Annotated in this window: 12 protein-coding genes; 5 read left to right on the top strand and 7 right to left on the bottom strand. The window is 72.4% G+C overall.

Going from position 1 to position 16,124, the window contains the following annotated elements:
• Positions 1 to 4: 4 nt before the first annotated feature.
• From ACFVX6_RS13645 to ACFVX6_RS13670, 6 genes are all read right to left on the bottom strand, one after another.
• Positions 5 to 1,291: a VWA-like domain-containing protein gene (locus ACFVX6_RS13645; RefSeq protein WP_389690951.1), complete on the bottom strand. Its 1,287-nt coding sequence runs from the start codon at positions 1,289 to 1,291 to the stop codon at positions 5 to 7.
• Positions 1,288 to 2,529: an AAA family ATPase gene (locus ACFVX6_RS13650; RefSeq protein WP_389690953.1), complete on the bottom strand. Its 1,242-nt coding sequence runs from the start codon at positions 2,527 to 2,529 to the stop codon at positions 1,288 to 1,290. Before ACFVX6_RS13650 ends, ACFVX6_RS13645 begins: the two co-directional genes overlap by 4 nt.
• Before the next feature lie 53 nt (positions 2,530 to 2,582).
• Positions 2,583 to 3,998, bottom strand: coding sequence for a hypothetical protein (locus ACFVX6_RS13655; RefSeq protein WP_389690955.1), 1,416 nt, complete (start codon positions 3,996 to 3,998; stop codon positions 2,583 to 2,585).
• 98 nt (positions 3,999 to 4,096) lie between these two features.
• A complete protein-coding gene (locus ACFVX6_RS13660) occupies positions 4,097 to 4,438 on the bottom strand; it encodes a hypothetical protein (protein WP_389690957.1) in 342 nt (113 codons plus the stop codon).
• A 38-nt stretch (positions 4,439 to 4,476) separates the two neighbouring features.
• Entirely contained in the window at positions 4,477 to 6,129 is a 1,653-nt protein-coding gene (locus ACFVX6_RS13665) for an amidohydrolase (RefSeq protein WP_389690959.1), read from the bottom strand.
• 241 nt (positions 6,130 to 6,370) lie between these two features.
• On the bottom strand, positions 6,371 to 7,768 hold the full coding sequence (locus ACFVX6_RS13670) for a purine-cytosine permease family protein (protein WP_389690960.1): 1,398 nt from the start codon (positions 7,766 to 7,768) through the stop codon (positions 6,371 to 6,373).
• A 154-nt stretch (positions 7,769 to 7,922) separates the two neighbouring features.
• Here ACFVX6_RS13670 and ACFVX6_RS13675 point away from each other — a divergent pair, with 154 nt between their 5' ends.
• Positions 7,923 to 8,528 (top strand): TetR/AcrR family transcriptional regulator, encoded by a 606-nt coding sequence (locus ACFVX6_RS13675; RefSeq protein ID WP_389690962.1) that lies wholly within the window; start codon positions 7,923 to 7,925, stop codon positions 8,526 to 8,528.
• Between the two features lie 150 nt (positions 8,529 to 8,678).
• Here ACFVX6_RS13675 and adhE read toward each other — a convergent pair whose 3' ends face one another.
• Positions 8,679 to 11,312, bottom strand: coding sequence for a bifunctional acetaldehyde-CoA/alcohol dehydrogenase (adhE, locus tag ACFVX6_RS13680; protein WP_389690964.1), 2,634 nt, complete (start codon positions 11,310 to 11,312; stop codon positions 8,679 to 8,681).
• Between the two features lie 300 nt (positions 11,313 to 11,612).
• Between adhE and ACFVX6_RS13685 the strand changes: the two genes are divergently transcribed.
• From ACFVX6_RS13685 to ACFVX6_RS13700, 4 genes are all read left to right on the top strand, one after another.
• Positions 11,613 to 12,515: an alpha/beta fold hydrolase gene (locus ACFVX6_RS13685; protein WP_389690966.1), complete on the top strand. Its 903-nt coding sequence runs from the start codon at positions 11,613 to 11,615 to the stop codon at positions 12,513 to 12,515.
• A 256-nt stretch (positions 12,516 to 12,771) separates the two neighbouring features.
• The gene (fxsA, locus tag ACFVX6_RS13690; protein WP_389690968.1) at positions 12,772 to 12,936 is read left to right on the top strand and encodes an FxSxx-COOH cyclophane-containing RiPP peptide; all 165 of its coding nucleotides are present in this window, start codon (positions 12,772 to 12,774) and stop codon (positions 12,934 to 12,936) included.
• 29 nt (positions 12,937 to 12,965) lie between these two features.
• Positions 12,966 to 15,248, top strand: coding sequence for a radical SAM/SPASM protein FxsBH, inactivated beta-hydroxylase extension form (gene fxsBH, locus ACFVX6_RS13695; RefSeq protein WP_389690970.1), 2,283 nt, complete (start codon positions 12,966 to 12,968; stop codon positions 15,246 to 15,248).
• Positions 15,245 to 16,093 carry an aminoglycoside N(3)-acetyltransferase gene (locus tag ACFVX6_RS13700; protein ID WP_389690972.1) on the top strand — a complete coding sequence of 283 codons (849 nt, stop codon included), beginning with the start codon at positions 15,245 to 15,247 and terminating at the stop codon, positions 16,091 to 16,093. Before fxsBH ends, ACFVX6_RS13700 begins: the two co-directional genes overlap by 4 nt.
• The last annotated feature ends 31 nt before the right edge of the window (positions 16,094 to 16,124 follow it).

Consider the following 16,124-nt stretch of genomic DNA (forward strand, 5'->3'; position numbering starts at 1 on the left):
GACCTCAGCCGATGTCCACCACACGGGCCCATTCGGGCGGCAGGTCCGGCACGTAGTCGGGATTGTCCTCGTCCCCCGATCCGTCGGACCGGCCCCGGGGGAACAGCCCCACCACCGTCCGGCACGGCGGCCGCGCGTCCGGCCAGGGGGTCTGCCCGTCGGTCAGGACCACGATCACGTCCGGTCGGGGCGTCGTCCGCAGCGCCGTGGCGAAGCCCGTCCGCAGATCCGTACCCCCGCCGCCCAGCAGGGGGATCCCCTCGGCGCGGCACAGCGGATGGGCGATCCGGGCGGATGCGTCGCACGGCACCACCGTGACCAGGTCCCGGCGGCCGCCCACCGCGCGGGAGATCGCGGTGACTTCCAGGAGCGCGCTGCCCAGTTCGGCGTCGCTGACGGAGCCGGAGGTGTCGATGACCACGCTGACGCGGGGCGGCCTGCGCCGCAGGCTCGGCAGCACGGCGCCCGGCACCCCGGCCGAACGCCGCGAGGGCCGGCTGTACGTGTAGTCGTCGCCCGCGCCGGATCCGGAGGTGGCCGACCGGACGGCCGCCCCCAGCAGCTCCCGCCACGGTTGCGGCGGGTGGAACACCTCCTCCGCCCAGCGCTTCCAGCCCTTCGGCGTGCTTCCCGGCCGACCGGTGATGCCCTGCGCCACCCGGAACCGGACCGCGTCGCGTTCCTGCTCGCTGAGGCCGTCCGCACCGTCCGCGCCGAGGTCCCACTCCCGTTCCAGCCCGTCGGCGCCGCTCCCGCAGTCCAGCCAGGCCATGTGCTGCGTGTGCGGCCCGAGCCCGAACTGCATCAGGTACTCCTCCATGAGCTCCCCCTCCCGCAGTCCCACGGCCGCCGGCTGGACAGCGCCCTCGGGCCGGACGAGCCCGTCGCCGTACGCGTCGTCGTTGATCTCGAAGTCGGCCGCGATGTTCATGCGCAGCCGCTCCCCCGGGCCGGCCGGCCCGCGCTCCCGCGCGACCCGGTCCCCGCGCCCGTGGTGATCGCGCAGGAGGTGGGACACCTCGTGCACCCAGACCGCGGCGAGTTCCTCCACGGGGGTGCGGTTCACGAAGCCGGGCGAGACGTAGCACCGCCAGTGGCGGTCGACGGCCATCGTCGGCACCCTGCGCGATTCCACGACGTGCAGGGCGAACAGCGCCGTGGCCAGGTACGGCCGCACGCGTACGGCGTGCAGCCGGGCGGCGTAGAGCTTGTCCAGGTCCAGGGCCACCGGCGCCGCGGGGGTCACGGGCAGTGCGGGGGTCACAGGCGCTGCGGGGGTCACAGGTGTCATCGGCCGGCCTTGACCGGTACGCCCGACCGGGCCGCCGCCCGGTCGGCTCGCCGGGACAGGGCCACGGCCCCGGCGAGCCGGTCGATCGCGGCCGGAACCTCCCAGTCCCCTTGGCGCAGAGCGGCGAGCGTGCTCGCGGGGACGACCACCAGGTCCGGCGCACCGGTTTCCAGTGCCCGGGCGAGGAGCGCCCACGCCGCGTCCCAGCGGGACTTCTCCGGGCGCCCCCGCACCGCCTCGACCACACCGTCGAGCACGGCTTGGCGCAGGTCCCCGCGCTCGGGCAGGACGGCGCCCGCCGGGTCGGCGAGCAGGGACTCCGGGTCCGGGAGGTCCATCCGGTCCAGGCTCGCCAGCAGTTCCAGTCCGGGACCGTCTCCCACGGTTCCCCTGACCAGCAGGGAGAGCACTTCCCGGGAGGAGCCGGCCGCGGTTGCGAAGGCGATCAGACGGAGCGTCATCTCCCAGCTCCGGGGGGAGGGCCAGGGGCCGCCCCGGCGGGCTTCGCCCGAAGGCAGCAGGTGGACGAGCTTGGGCCGGGAGGCGAGCAGCCCGCACACCGCGCGGCGGGCGAAGTCCACGGCTTCCGGGAGCCGTTCGGGGTCGAGCCGGGGCAGGGTGGCGCGGGGCCAGGTCCCGCCGAGGCCGCGCACCACCACCTCCTGGTCGTGCGTCCACTGGAGGTGTACGAAGCGGTTGGCCAGCGGCGGGCTCAGCTCCCAGCCGTCCGCCGCGGAGGACCGGGGATTGGCGGCGGCCACGATCCGGACCTCGGGCGGCAGCCGCAGGGCGCCGATCCTCCGCTCCAGTACGAGGCGGAGCAGGGCCGCCTGCACGGCCGGCGGCGCGGTGGACAGCTCGTCGAGGAACAGCAGCCCCCGGCCGGCCCGTACCAGGCGCACCGCCCAGTCCGGCGGGGCCATCGGCACCCCCTGCTCCGCGGGGTCGTCCCCGACGATGGGCAGGCCGGAGAAGTCGGACGGCTCGTGCACGCTGGCGATGACGGTGGTCAGCGGAAGGTCCAGGGATGCGGCGAGCTGGGTCAGCGCCGCGGTCTTGCCGATCCCCGGCTCACCCCACAGGAGTACGGGCAGGTCGGCGGCCACGGCCAGGGTCAGGGCCTCCAGCTGGATGTCGGGGCGCGGTTCGGTCGTCGTATCGCGCAGCAGGGCCAGGAGTCCTGCGGCGACGTCGAGTTGGGCGGGGCCGGTCGGGGCGGACGGAGTGTGTGTACGCATGCGGAATCACCTTTGGGTGTGTGACGGGAAGGGGGTAGCGCAGGAGGGCCGGGTCAGCGGTGGATCGCGTGCCGCGGATGCGAGCGCTCGGTGCGGCGGGGGCGGGGAGAGCGGTAGCCGGTATGGGCGCGGCCGACGGCCCGTACGGCCAGGCCCGCCCGGAACAGTCCGTAGGCGACCCGCCGGAGCGCGGCCGCCTCCAGTTCGTCCCGCAACGGGCCGTCGCGCAGCAGCGCTCCGGGACCGAGCAGTCCCTCTACGACGGCCAGGGCGCCCGCGGTGTCGCCGTGGTCGAGGCGCTCTCGGACGCCTGAGAGGGAGTCCGGGCGGCGGTGCGCGACGTCGATGGCCTGCAGGCAGGGCAGCGGCGTACCGGTCAGCGCGACCAGCAGCTCCTCGCGGCGGATCTCGGCCGGGTCGTGGTCCAGCGGGACCAGCACTCCGTCGACCAGGCCGATCCGGTGCCGGGCACCCCGGCAGTCCACCGGGCGCGGTCCCCCGGCCCGGTCCGCGGCTCCGGCGGGCGGCAACGGCGACCAGTCCGGTACGAGGGCCCGGCCGACCAGGGGGTGCAGCCGGCCGGCGTCGATCACCCCGGTACGGAGCAGCTCCAGGTCGGGCAGCACCCAGGTCGCCGCGTCGGGCAGCGCCGGCGGGGCGGCGACACCGGGATCCACGGACGCGGCTGCGGAGATCTGCCCGTCGCCGTCGCCGCGCAGGTGCACGTACAGCCGGTGCCGGGCCCCGAGCCGCACGGCGACCGTGCCCTCGGAGCGTCCCTCGGCACGGAGCACGATCGCCGCTTCGGCCGGCCATCGGTCGACGGCGCATCGGGGACCCGGGGGCAGCAGCCCGGGCAGGACGGGATCCGCCGCGGGATCCGCACCGGCGAGCGGCCGGTCGGCCCCGGACCTGGAGCGGAGCTCGTCGCTCCGGCGTGCGTCCCACAGGTGGCGGTGCAGGTCGAGGCGGAACCGCGGATGCGGGTGGGGATGGGGATGCGGACCGGCCCCCGGACGGCGGCGGGCGGCGTCCTCGGAGCGGGCTCCGTCCCACAGGGCAAGGCTGATCCGCTGCCCGTACTCCGCCCAGGCCGGTGGAGTACGAGCCACGAGGTGGACCGGGCGTGCACCGCCGGGCCCCGCGTCCCCGTACCGGGCCAGCGCGATGGTCAGCCCGGGGCGGAGCAGTCCGTCCGGGGCGATCCTCGGCAGGTGCCAGCGCAGCAGGTCCGGAGCCAGGTGGCGGAGATCGGCCCGGATCCGGGCCGCGAGTTCGCGGCCGTGGGTGCGCGCCAGGGCGCGCAGGTCGAAGTCCACGTCTACGGCGGCTGCGGCGCACGCCCCCGCCCAGTCACCGGCGGAGCGGCGGGCGGTCGCGGTCTCGATCATGGACGGCGGCACGGCGAACTCGCGCACGCGCAGCCAGAAGGAAGGGCGGGAAGCCCCGTTCGCGGTCTGAGTGAGCATCAGCACTCACCTTGCGCGGACGGGACCCCCGATCTCTGAGCATGTGAAGTCGTCATCGCGGCGAGACTAACGCCCCGCCCCTCGGCCCGCCAGGCATTTCATGACCGGCGGCCGCGGGCCGCTCGACTCGGCCCAAGGGAGCCGGGGGTCACTCCCGCCTCGTCGGCGGAGCTGGTGTAGGTGCACTGGACACCGGGGGCGGTCGGGCTGGTGAGGGCGAAGGGGGCGGTACGGGGGCCCGCGAGGGCGTCCAGGATCACCTCGGCCGCGCCGGAGTAGGTGTTGTGGCCGCTGGGGTAGTCCGGGTGGGCCGGCGTCTGGTGGAGCGTCGCTCCGGCGGCGGCGTCCGCCCATCGCCGGTCCGCCTCGCGCCGCACGGGCCCCTTGCGAAACCAGGCGAAGAACACCACTACCGCCAGAACGTAGAGCAGCGCATCCACACGGTCCCCCCGACCCCCGCGGCAAAAGTTCCGCCCACCTACCCCGCCCGGTGGACCACCTCGCCCGCCACCACCACCGTTTCGGCCACCGATCCGGGGATCTGCTCCGGGGCCACCGCGAGGATGTCGCGGGACAGGACCACGAAGTCGGCCGCCTTGCCGACCGTGAGGGAACCCCGGTCGTCCTCGAGGAAGTTGGCGTAAGCGGAGCCCATCGTGTAGCCGTACACCGCCGTCCGGGCGTCCACCGTCTCCTGCTCCTGCCACGGGTCGCCGCCGTCCAGCGGGCGCCGGGTCAGTGCCGTGTAGATGCCGACCATCGGGTCCATCTCGGCGACGTTCCAGTCACTGGAGAAGGCCAGGACGGCGCCCGCCTCGGCGAGGCTCCGCATCGGCCACGCCTTGTGCCAGCGGTCCTCCCCCACGTTCTCCGCCCAGTCCTGGCCCGGACCGGCGATCTCCGGCGCGCAGTGCCGGGGCTGCATGCAAGCCACCACACCGAGCTGCGCGAAGCGCGGTACGTCCTCGGGGTCCAGGCATTCCACGTGCACCACCTGGTGGCGGGCGTCGCGCGGGCCGTTCACCGCGCGGGCGTGCTCGACCGCGTCGAGGACCGTGCGGATGCCCCGGTCACCCGTGGCGTGGACGAAGCACTGGAACCCGCGCGCGTCCAGCCGGGCGAGGAGCTCGGTGAACTCCTCCGCCGGGTAGAAGGTCTCGCCCCGGTGCGCTCCGCAGCCGGTGTACGGCTCCAGCAGCGCGGCCGTGCGCGGCTCCACCACGTCGTCGATGTAGAGCTTGAGGGGGCCCACCCGGAAGCGGTCTCCGGCATGCACCTTGGCCGCCGCCTCGAAGAGGTCGAGGTCCTCCTCGGTCGTACCGCGCGGGTGGAACAGCGCGGCGACGATCCGCGAGCGCAGCCGACCCTCGGCGCGCGCCCGGTCGTACAGTTCCAGGTCGTCGAGGGAGTTCTGCGGCTCCACGACGGTGGTGATGCCGAAGCGGATCGCGTCGTCGAGGCTCTTGGCGAGGCGCCCGTACTGGCGGTCCGGGGAGGCCCACGGCACGCCCAGATCGCGCAGGGCGCGGTGGCCGTCGCGCGAGAGCCCCTTGATGGCGAAGTCCTTGACGAACCCGGTGGGTTCACCGGTCTCCGGGTCCACGGCGGCCGTACCGAAGGGCAGGTCGGTACGGTCCTTCGCGACCCCGAGCCGGCGCATGGCCGCCGTGTTCAGCCAGGCCGTGTGGACGTCGTACGAGAGCACGATCGCGGGCGTGTCCCCGGTGACCGGGTCCAGGTCGGCGGCGGTGGGCATGCGTCCGCCGGGGATCGCGGAGTAGTCGAAGGCCTCGGCCTCGATCCAGTCGGCGTCGGGGTTGGCCTCCCGCCACTCGCCGATCCGGTCGAGGATCGCTTCGAGCGTCCGCACCCCGGCGAGCTGCACGCACGCGTCGTCGGAGCCGAGCCGGACGTGGTTGTGGGCGTCGATGAATCCCGGCAGCACGAGCCGGCCGCCCGCATCGATCCGCTCGGTGTCCGGGCCCGCCCAGTCGGCGGCCTCCGCGTCCGGGCCGACCCAGACGATCCGCCCGTCGCGCACGGCGAGGGCTTCGGCCTCGGGCAGCTCGGGGTCGACGGTGTGGATGCGGGCTCCGATGAGGAGCAGATCGGCGGGGGCGGGGTGCGACATGGGGTGGTGCTCCTGTGCAGAGGGGGTACGGGGAGACGGGCGGCCGGAAGGCAAAGTCAGGCCGGGAGGCGAGGCTCGGGCCGACCGGGAGGGCGTGGAGGGCCGGGGAGGCCGGGGAGACCGGGGAGACCGGGGAGGCCGGGGAGACCGGGGAGACCGGGGAGACCGGGGAGGCCGGGGAGACCGGGGAGACCGGGGAGGCCGGGGAGGCCGGGGAGGCCCCCAGGCCCCCCTGAACCCCTCAGGCGGCCGCGACGTACGCCGGCGTCCGCCGGGCGAGGGCCCAGTACGTGAGCCCGGAGACCACCGAGCCGAGCAGGGTGAGGTCGGCGCCGCCGAGCGGGGCCACGAGCGGCCCGGTCCACAGCTCGGAATCGCAGGTCAGGGCGGCGAAGGCCATTCCGGCGAGCAGGGCGGTCATGCCGGCCGGGTGGTAGCCGGAGCGGTACCAGTAGGCACCCTCGCTCCCGGCGTGCAGCGCGTCGGAGTCGTAGCGACAGCGGCGCAGCAGCATGTCGGCGAGGAAGACGCCGCCCCAGGGGGCGAACACGATGATCAGGAGGGAGAGGAAGGACAGCAGCGAGGTGGTGAAGTCGGTGAGGAAGAGTGCGGCGAGCGATCCGGCGGCGGTCACAACGGCGCTGACCACGATGGCCCGGGCCCGGCTCCACGGGATGCCGAGGACCTGGAGGTTCAGGCTGGAGGAGTAGAGCGTGATGATCGAGTTGGTGACGGAGCCGCCCAGCACCAGGGCCAGGAACAGCGGCTGGAACCAGCCGGGCAGCAGGCTCTCGGCCCCGGCGACGGCGTCGGTCATGTCGGTCTGGGTGGCGGCGGCCACGCCGGCGATCCCGAGGGCGACGGAGGAGACGAACCCGCCGAGCGCGCCCATCCAGGTGATCGACTTCAGCGAGGTGGTGCGGGGCAGGTAGCGGGTGTAGTCGGCGGGCATCGGCAGGTACGAGAAGGGCCCGGCGAGCATCACGACGAAGGCCAGGCTCCAGCCGGACAGGCCCGGGGCCAGGGCGTCGGCCGGGGCGGTGGTCTCGGTGCCGGGCAGGACGAAGACCAGCAGGGCGCCGAAGCCGACGGCCAGGACGTAGGCCATCCAGCGCTCGGCGAACTGCACCGTGGCGTGCCCCCACATGGCGACGGCGAAGGTGAGCGCGAGGGTGATGCCGAGCGCGGCGGCGCGGATCACTGTGCCTTCGCCCAGGCCGATCTCGGCGAAGAAGACCTCGAGCGCCAGGGTGCCGACGACGGTGTTGACGATGGTGTAGCCGATGCTCACCACCCAGTTGAGGACGCCCGCCGGCCAGTTGCCCCGTACGCCGAAGGCCGCTCGGGAGATGACCAGGGTGGCGGTGCCGGTGCGGATGCCGCTGAGGCCGGCGGCGCTGATCGCGAAGAAGGACAGCCCGCTGATCACGACCACGGCGGTGGCCTGCCAGAAGGTGAGGCCGAAGGCGACGGCGAGGGCTCCGTTGATCACGTAGGTGAAGGTCAGGTTCGAACCGAACCAGAGCCAGAAGAGGTCCTTGGCCCCGCCGTGCCGCTCGGCGTCGGGGATGGGGTCGATGCCGTGCGTCTCGACTCTGAAGACCTCGTCGACGTCGGCCGTCGTCTCCTGCTGTGCCATGCGTCTGCCCCTGACCTTCGGTGGTGAACCGCGAAGCCGACCTTGAACGGCGTTCTAAGTTCTTGAATGGCATTCAAGATGCGCTGCCGAGCCGGACCCCGTCAAGACCCTGTCCGGGATAAGGTCGGCCCACGAAGATCGGGAAGGCGGCACGGTGGCGGGAGCGGCACGGCGGCGCGACGGGCGGATCGCCCAGGAGCGGATGCTGGAAGAGGCCATGACGGCGATCGCCGAGGACGGGCTGGCGACGCTCACCATGTCCGCGCTCGCCGAACGGCTCGGCACCAGCGGCGGCCACATCCTGTACTACTTCGGCAGCAAGGACCGGCTCCTGCTGGCCGCCCTGAACTGGAGCGAGCAGCAACTCGCCGAAGAACGCACCGAATTGCTGAGCCGCCGGGTCACCGCCCACCGCAAGCTCGCGCTCTTCCTCGAGCTCTACCTGCCCCGCGGCCCCCGCGATCCGCGCTGGACGCTCTGGATCGAGCTGTGGGCCCGCATCCCCTCGAACGAGCCGCTGCGCGCCGCGCAGCAGGAGATCGACGACGGCTGGCAGCGGGACCTGGAGGCGCTCCTCGCCAAGGGGGTGGAGCAGGGCCGCTTCGCCGCCGGCCTGGACGTCCCCGCCCGGGCCTCGGAGCTGCTGGCGCTGCTGGACGGGCTGAGCACCCGGGTGGTGCTGGGCGAGCGCGGCGCCGACCGGGCCACCTCCCTGGAACGCGCCCGCTCGGCGGCGGCCCTGCTGATCCCGCACCTGTAGCCGGTCCCGCGCGGTCCGCCGCACCCGGACATGTGGAAAGCCCGCCCGGGCCTTAGCGTCCCGGGCGGGCTTTTCCACTCCTTAGCGGAGGTTCTTCGGAAGAAGGAGGAACAGAAGGATCACTCCCTCTTGGCGGTTACTTCTTGGCGGTTACTTCTTCTTGGCGGCCTTCTTGGCCGGGGCGCCCTCGGCGTTGCCGTAGTACGCCTGGCGCATCAGCTGCTTCAGGTCGTCGATCATCGGCATCCGCGGGTTGGCGGGGGCGCACTGGTCGGCGTAGGCGTTCATGGCCTGGGTCGGCAGGGCCTCGATGAAGGCCTGCTCGTCCACGCCCTCCTCGGCGAAGGAGGAGGTGATCCCGCACTTGCTGCGGAGCTCCTCGACGGCCTTGGCGTAGGACTCGACGCCCTCGGCGGCCGTGGCGGCCGGCAGGCCCAGCATCTTCGCGATCTCCTGGAAGCGCTCCGGCGCCCGGTAGACCTCGGCCTTGGGCCACGGGGTGGCCTTGTGGGTGACCGTGCCGTTGTGGCGGATCACGTGCGGCAGGAGCAGCGCGTTGGTGCGGCCGTGGGCGACGTGGAAGGTGTTGCCCAGGGTGTGCGCCATGGCGTGGACCATGCCCAGGAAGGCGTTGGCGAAGGCCATGCCCGCCACCGTGGAGGCGTTGTGCATCTTCTCGCGGGCTTCGGGGTCGTTCGGACCGTCGACCACGCAGCGCTGCAGGTTTTCGAAGATGAGCTTGATGGCCTGGAGGCACAGACCGTCGGTGTAGTCGTTCGAGTACGCGGAGACGTAGGCCTCGGTGGCGTGCGTCAGGGCGTCGAAGCCGGAGTCGGCGGTCACCTTGGGCGGGAGGCCCATCGGCAGCATCGGGTCGACGATGGCGACGTTCGGGGTCAGCGCGTAGTCGGCGAGCGGGTACTTCTGGGCCGCGGCCGGGTCGGAGATGACGGCGAACGGGGTGACTTCGGAGCCGGTGCCCGAGGTGGTCGGGATGGCGACCATCTTGGCCTTCTCGCCGAGCGAGGGGAACTTGTAGGCGCGCTTGCGGACGTCGAAGAACTTCTCCTTCGTGTCGGCGAACTCCACCTCCGGGCGCTCGTACATCAGCCACATGATCTTCGCTGCGTCCATCGGCGAGCCGCCGCCGAGGCCGATGATCGTGTCGGGCTTGAAGTCGCGCATCATCGCGGCTCCGGCCCGGACGGTGGAGAGCTCCGGGTTGGGCTCGACGTTGTCGATGATCTGGATCGACACCGCACCCTCGCGGGCCTGCAGGATGTCGACGACCTTCTGCACGAAGCCGATGGAGACCATCGTCTTGTCGGTGACGATCGAGACGCGGCTGATGCCGTCCATCTCACCGAGGTAGCGGATGGAGTTGCGCTCGAAGTAGATCTTCGGCGGGACCTTGAACCACTGCATGTTGGTGTTGCGCCGTCCGATCCGCTTGACGTTGATCAGGTTGACCGCGGTGACGTTGTTCGACACCGAGTTGTGTCCGTACGAGCCGCAGCCCAGGGTGAGCGAGGGGAGGAAGGCGTTGTAGACGTCGCCGATGCCGCCGAAGGTGGAGGGCGAGTTGGCGATGACGCGGATCGCCTTGACCCTCTTGCCGAACTCCTCGACGAGCTCCTCGTCCTCGGCGTGGATGGCGGCGCTGTGGCCCAGTCCGTGGAACTCGACCATCGCGGCGGCCAGTTCGAGGCCGTGCTCGGTGTCCGAGGCCTTCAGGGCGGCCAGGATCGGGGACAGCTTCTCGCGGGTCAGCGGCTCGCTCTCGCCGACCTCGTTGCACTCCGCGAGGAGGATCGAGGCCTCGGCGGGGACGGTGAAGCCGGCCTGCTCGGCGATCCACTGCGGGGACTTGCCGACGACCGCCGGGTTCAGCTTGGCGCCGTTGGCGTCGGCCGCGTAGGCGGTGGTGCCGAAGACGAACTGCTCGAGCTTGGTCTTCTCGGCGGCGGAGACCACGTGGGCGCCGAGCCGCTTGAACTCGGCGAGGCCCGCTTCGTAGATCTCGGTGTCGAGGATGACGGCCTGCTCGGAGGCGCAGATCATGCCGTTGTCGAAGGCCTTGGAGAGCACGATGTCGTGGATCGCGCGGCCGAGCTTGGCGCTCTTGTGGACGTACGCCGGGACGTTGCCCGCGCCGACGCCCAGGGCCGGCTTGCCGCACGAGTAGGCGGCCTTGACCATGGCGTTTCCGCCGGTCGCGAGGATGGTGGAGACGCCCGGGTGGTTCATGAGGGCGCCGGTGGCCTCCATGGAGGGGGCGGTGACCCACTGGACGCAGTTCTCGGGGGCGCCGGCGGCGACGGCGGCGTCGCGGACGATGCGGGCGGCCTCGGCCGAGCAGTTCTGCGCGGAGGGGTGGAAGGCGAAGATGATCGGGTTGCGGGTCTTCAGGGCGATCAGGGCCTTGAAGATCGTGGTGGAGGTCGGGTTGGTGACCGGGGTCATCGCGCAGACGACGCCCACCGGCTCGGCGATCTCCGTGATGCCGTTCAGCTCGTCGCGGCGGATGACGCCGGCGGTCTTGAGCCCGCGCATCGAGTTCACGACGTGCTCGCAGGCGAAGAGGTTCTTGACGGCCTTGTCCTCGAAGAGACCGCGGCCGGTCTCTTCGACCGCCAGCTGGGCGAGCTCGCCGTGCCGGCTCAGCGCGGCCAGCGAGGCCTTCTTGACGATGTGGTCGACCTGCTCCTGGTTGAACGACGAGAACTGGTCGAGCGCCTTGAGCGCCCCCTGGACCAGTCCATCCACCATCTCGTTCGCCTGCATGGCAGGAACTCCTTCATTTCGACTCAACCCGAACCGCTTTCCTGATGACTCAATTCGACACCCAAAAGCGGAAGCCGCGCTGCCGAAAAAGCCCTTTCCCGCCGGGCCGAAGGGCCGTTCACACCTGTTCACGCCCCCTCCATCACCCCTCTGACCTGCATAGATATCTCGGGACCTAAGACCCCTGTGCGCTTGTGAAAACTTTCACAAGAATTTCGGGCGAAGTGCGCCCTACCGCGCTCCTCCCCCAGCGAGCACAATCACCGTGACGAGTCGCGTCGACCGTGAGGGAGGGAGCGCGTGCGCGTTCAGGTGCGCGTCGCGGACGGACGGAATCTGACGGTGGAACGCTGGGGCGACCCGCACGGAAAACCCGTTTTCCTGCTCCACGGCATGCCCGGCAGCCGCCTGGGCCCCGCCCCCCGGGGCATGGTCCTGTACCAGCGCCGGATGCAGCTCATCGCCTACGACCGGCCCGGCTACGGGGGCTCCGACCGCCATCCGGGCCGCACCGTCGCCGACGTGGCCGCGGAGGTGGCCGCCATCGCCGACTCCCTGGGCCTGGACACCTTCGCCGTGGCCGGCCGCTCCGGCGGCGCCCCCGGCGCGCTGGCCTGCGCCGCCCTGCTCCCCGACCGGGTCACCCGGACCGCCGCGCTGGTCTCCCTGGCCCCCCGGGACGCGGAGGACCTGGACTGGTTCGAGGGCATGTCCCCCTCGAACATCCGGGAGCACTCCACCGCCGGCCGGGACCCCGAGGAGCTCGCCGCCCGGCTGATCCCGCGCGCCGCCGGGATCGCCGAGGACCCCGGCCGGCTCCTGGACGAGCTGCGCCGCGAGCTCACCGACAGCGACCGCATGATCGTCGCGGACGCGGGGCTGCGGGCCATGCTGCTGCGCAATTACCGCGAGGGGGTCCGCACCTCCGCCTACGGCTGGATCGACGACGCCATCTCCTTCAGCAGCCCCTGGGGCTTCGACCCGGCCGACATCCGCTGCCCGGTGCTGATCTGGCACGGCGAGCTCGACGTGTTCTCGCCCGTGGGCCACTCCCGCTGGCTGGCCGGCCGCATCCCGGGCGCCACCACGAACATCGACCCGGCCGCCGCGCACTTCGCGGCGCTGCGCGCCCTGCCCGACGTACTGACGTGGCTGCTCAGGGAGGTGCCCGCGCCTCCCGTCAACGAGCAGCAGCCGGCGTAGAAGGGGGGGCCCGGCGGGAAATGGATCTTGCCTTGGGGTAAACGCCCGGAGCGGAGGTCCGTGGATTTTCGTTCACCCATGCCACGGGCGCGTGATCGTTCGTCACGGTCATTGGACCGAGAGGTCACATTGTGAGAACCCGCGTCCAGGTTCAGCGAGCCGAAGGGGACACGGACAGGTAAAGTCCGCGCCAGACACTGGCTCTCCTCGCCAATGTCCCCTTCCCATTCCCCATGACCTCCCCGAGGACGGCGTCATGAACACCTCCGCAACCCACCCGGCCGGCACCGTCACCGCCCGCCGCGTCCCGCTCGACCGGATCGATGTCCGCGGTGCGCGCGCGGCCGCGACCCTGGGTCGCGTCCTCCCGACGGAATCCGGCCGAAAGGCTCAGACGCCCATCTTCAACTCTGCACTCTGACGAGGAAGTCAGCGCTCTAGACTGGCGGAATGACCGGCCTGATCGCTTTTCGCGAGATCGTCCTGAAAGTTCACAGCAGATGCGATCTTGCTTGTGATCATTGCTACGTCTACGAACACGCAGATCAGAGCTGGCGCGCCCGGCCCAAAGTGATCTCCCCCGAGGTGATTGCCCAGACCGCGTCGCGTCTCGCCGAACATGCAAGGACACACGCACTCCCCTCCGTCACGGTCATCCTTCACGGAGGGGAACCGCTTCTCGCGGGCACCGCCCGCCTCCGGCTCGTGTGCGAGGAATTCACCCGCGCCCTCGACGGCATCGCCGCCCTCGACCTGCGCATGCACACCAACGGCCTGCAACTCAGCCGCCGTTATCTTGACCTCTTCGCGGAGTTCGGCGTCAGCGTGAGCGTCTCCCTCGACGGGGACCGCGCAGCCAACGACCGCCACCGGCGCTTCGCCGACGGGCGCACCAGCCACCCCCTGGTCCTGGCCGCCGTGGACCTCCTGCGCACCGAGCCCTACCGCCACCTCTACCAGGGCCTGCTCTGCACCATCGACGTGGCCAACGATCCGGTGGCCGTCCTCGACGCCCTCGTCGAACTGGCCCCGCCGCGCGTGGACTTCCTCCTCCCCCACGCCACCTGGCAGACGCCCCCGGTCCGCCCCGACGAGGCCCCCGACACCTACGCGCGCTGGCTGCTGCGGGTCTTCGACCACTGGGACCGCCGCGGCCGCCCGGTCCCCGTACGGCTCTTCGACTCGCTGTTCTCCACCCTGGCCGGCGGCCCCAGCCTCACCGAGTCCCTCGGCCTCGCGCCCACCGATCTCGTCGTGGTGGAAACCGACGGGAACCTGGAACAAGTCGACTCCCTGAAGAGCGCCTTCGAGGGCGCCGCCGCCACCGGGTTCAACGTCTTCGACCACGCCTTCGACCTGGTCGCGGCCCATCCGGGGGTCCGCGCCCGGCAGTTGGGACTGGCCGGCGTCAGCGACACGTGCCGCCGGTGCCCCGTCGTACGTTCGTGCGGAGGCGGTCTCTACACGCACCGCTACAAGGCCGGCCCCGACGGGCCTTCCGGCTCGGGAGCCCCCGGGAACTTCGACAACCCCTCCGTGTACTGCACCGACCTGCGCGAGCTCGTCGACGGCGTGGAGGGGCGTACGAGTGCCCGCGCGAGCGCGCCGGAACTGTCCGACCCGGCCGAGCTGGCCGGCTCCCAGGAGCAGCTGACCCGGGACCTGCTCGCCCTCTTGAACGACCGCCGCACGGGTGATTCCGACTGGGAGCGGGCCTGGCGGGTGCTGGGCGCCGTGGAGCGGGCCGGGCAGGCGGGCGTGGACGCGCTGGACGCCGTACTGGCCCACCCGTTCACCCGGACCTGGGTGATGGCCTGCCTCGACCCCGGGCAGGAGGACCCCGACACCCCGTCGGCGGCCCGCCGGCTGACCGCGCTGGCCGCCGCCGCCGTGCTGCGCGGCGGGCTCGACCTGCCCGCCGAGGTCGCCTACCGGGACGGTGAGGTGTACCTGCCGACGCTCGGCCTGCTGCGCCTGGGCGAGCCCGGCACCGAGGGCCGGGCCACCCTGCACGCCGCCGACGGCGGGTACGCCGTCCGCGAGGAGGGCCGCCCCGAGCACCGCTTCGGGCCCGCCGCGGGTGACGCGCGCTGGCAGCCCGTACGCACCTGGTCGCCGGGGCCGGACGCGGCCCCGGTGGCGCTGGAGGACCTGGATCCGCACCGCAACTGCTTCGCCCGCCCGCCCCGGCTGCGCCTCGGCGCCGGGGAGGCCGAGGAGTGGCGCGGGCGCCTCGACGCGGCGTGGGCGCTGCTGCACGCCTCGGTGCCGGAGTTCGCGCGGGCGGCCGCCACCGGGCTGACCACGCTGACCCCGCTCGCGGGCGGCCCGCGGACCGCCGACTGGGGCGAGGCCGGGCTCCACGGTCCGGGCGCGCTCGGAGTGCCGTACGCGGCGGGGGTGGCGGAGACCGCGCTCGCGCTGCTGACCGGGCGGCGGCGGGCCGGGCTCCAGGCACTGACCGAGGTGACCGACCTGTACGCGCTGGACGGGGAATGGCAGCACCCCTCGCCGTGGCGGGAGCGCCCGGTCCCCGTGTCCCGGCTGCTGGCCGACGTCCACGAGCGGGTGGCCGTGGAGGCCTACCGGCGGGCGACCGCCACCGCCGAGCCGGGCGGGCTGGACCGGATCAACCGGGCACTGGACCGGCTGTCGGGGGCGGCGGAGCTGACGAGCACCGGCAAGCGCCTCGTGGAGCAGCTCCGCTGGGAACTGAAGGCGGTCGACGCATGACGGGCCCGCCGGGCCGGGGGGACCGCTCCCCTCGGCCCGGCCCCGAAGCCCCCGACGGCCTGGCCGGCCCCCTGCACGCGCTCGGCGTCCGCCCCGGCATGCGCCTCCTGGTGCACGCCTCCCTCGGCGGCACCGGTCTGCGCGCCGAGGAACTGCGCGACGCCCTCCTGGCCGCCGTCGGCCCGGGCGGCACCCTCGCGGCGCCGGCCTTCACCCCGCAGAACTCCAAGACCTCCACCGCACACCTGGCACAGGTCGCGGGCCTCACCGAGGAGGGCGTACGGGCCTTCCGCGCGCGGATGCCCGCCTTCGACCCGGTGCGCACCCCGAGCCACGGCATGGGGGTCCTCGCCGAGGCCGTGCGCACCGCCCCGGGAGCGGCGCGCAGCGGGCATCCGCAGACCTCTTTCTCCTCGGTCGGCGAAGGCGCCGGGGAACTGTGTGCGGGACATCCGCTGACCAGCCATTTGGGCGAGGAATCACCCCTGGGAAGGATGTGCGGGGAGGGATGGAAGGTACTCATGATCAATGTGGGATTTTCCGTCTGTACCGCTTTCCATCTCGCGGAGTATCGAATTCCGAAGCCCCCCTTGCGCATGTACGAGTGTGTGGTGAAGGTGAACCATCCGGGGTCTTCAGGGGGGCAGCCTGAAGGGCCGAAGCGGGAAGGGTGGACCGCGTACGAGGACATCGCGCTGGATGACAGCGATTTCGCCGAGATCGGCAGGGCGTTCCCGGTAGACCGGATACGCCGGGGGCGGATCGGTGAGGCATCGACCATGCTCTTCGCCCTTCCGCATGCCGTCGATCACGCGCTTGAATGGATGACCGAAAACAGACGCTGATTGACTGAACGATGAGGGGATGTGGCGGAGC

This window comes from Streptomyces sp. NPDC058289 (genome assembly GCF_042880975.1).
GTDB classification, from domain to species: Bacteria; Actinomycetota; Actinomycetes; order Streptomycetales; family Streptomycetaceae; genus Streptomyces; species Streptomyces stoeckheimensis.

Coding starts and splice junctions, on each gene's coding strand:
- fxsA (WP_389690968.1), top strand. CDS start 12,772: ATGAACACCTCCGCAACCCACCCGGCCGGCACCGTCACCGCCCGCCGC.
- fxsBH (WP_389690970.1), top strand. CDS start 12,966: ATGACCGGCCTGATCGCTTTTCGCGAGATCGTCCTGAAAGTTCACAGC.
- ACFVX6_RS13670 (WP_389690960.1), bottom strand. CDS start 7,768: ATGGCACAGCAGGAGACGACGGCCGACGTCGACGAGGTCTTCAGAGTC.
- adhE (WP_389690964.1), bottom strand. CDS start 11,312: ATGCAGGCGAACGAGATGGTGGATGGACTGGTCCAGGGGGCGCTCAAG.
- ACFVX6_RS13655 (WP_389690955.1), bottom strand. CDS start 3,998: ATGCTCACTCAGACCGCGAACGGGGCTTCCCGCCCTTCCTTCTGGCTG.
- ACFVX6_RS13650 (WP_389690953.1), bottom strand. CDS start 2,529: ATGCGTACACACACTCCGTCCGCCCCGACCGGCCCCGCCCAACTCGAC.
- ACFVX6_RS13700 (WP_389690972.1), top strand. CDS start 15,245: ATGACGGGCCCGCCGGGCCGGGGGGACCGCTCCCCTCGGCCCGGCCCC.
- ACFVX6_RS13665 (WP_389690959.1), bottom strand. CDS start 6,129: ATGTCGCACCCCGCCCCCGCCGATCTGCTCCTCATCGGAGCCCGCATC.
- ACFVX6_RS13645 (WP_389690951.1), bottom strand. CDS start 1,291: ATGACACCTGTGACCCCCGCAGCGCCTGTGACCCCCGCACTGCCCGTG.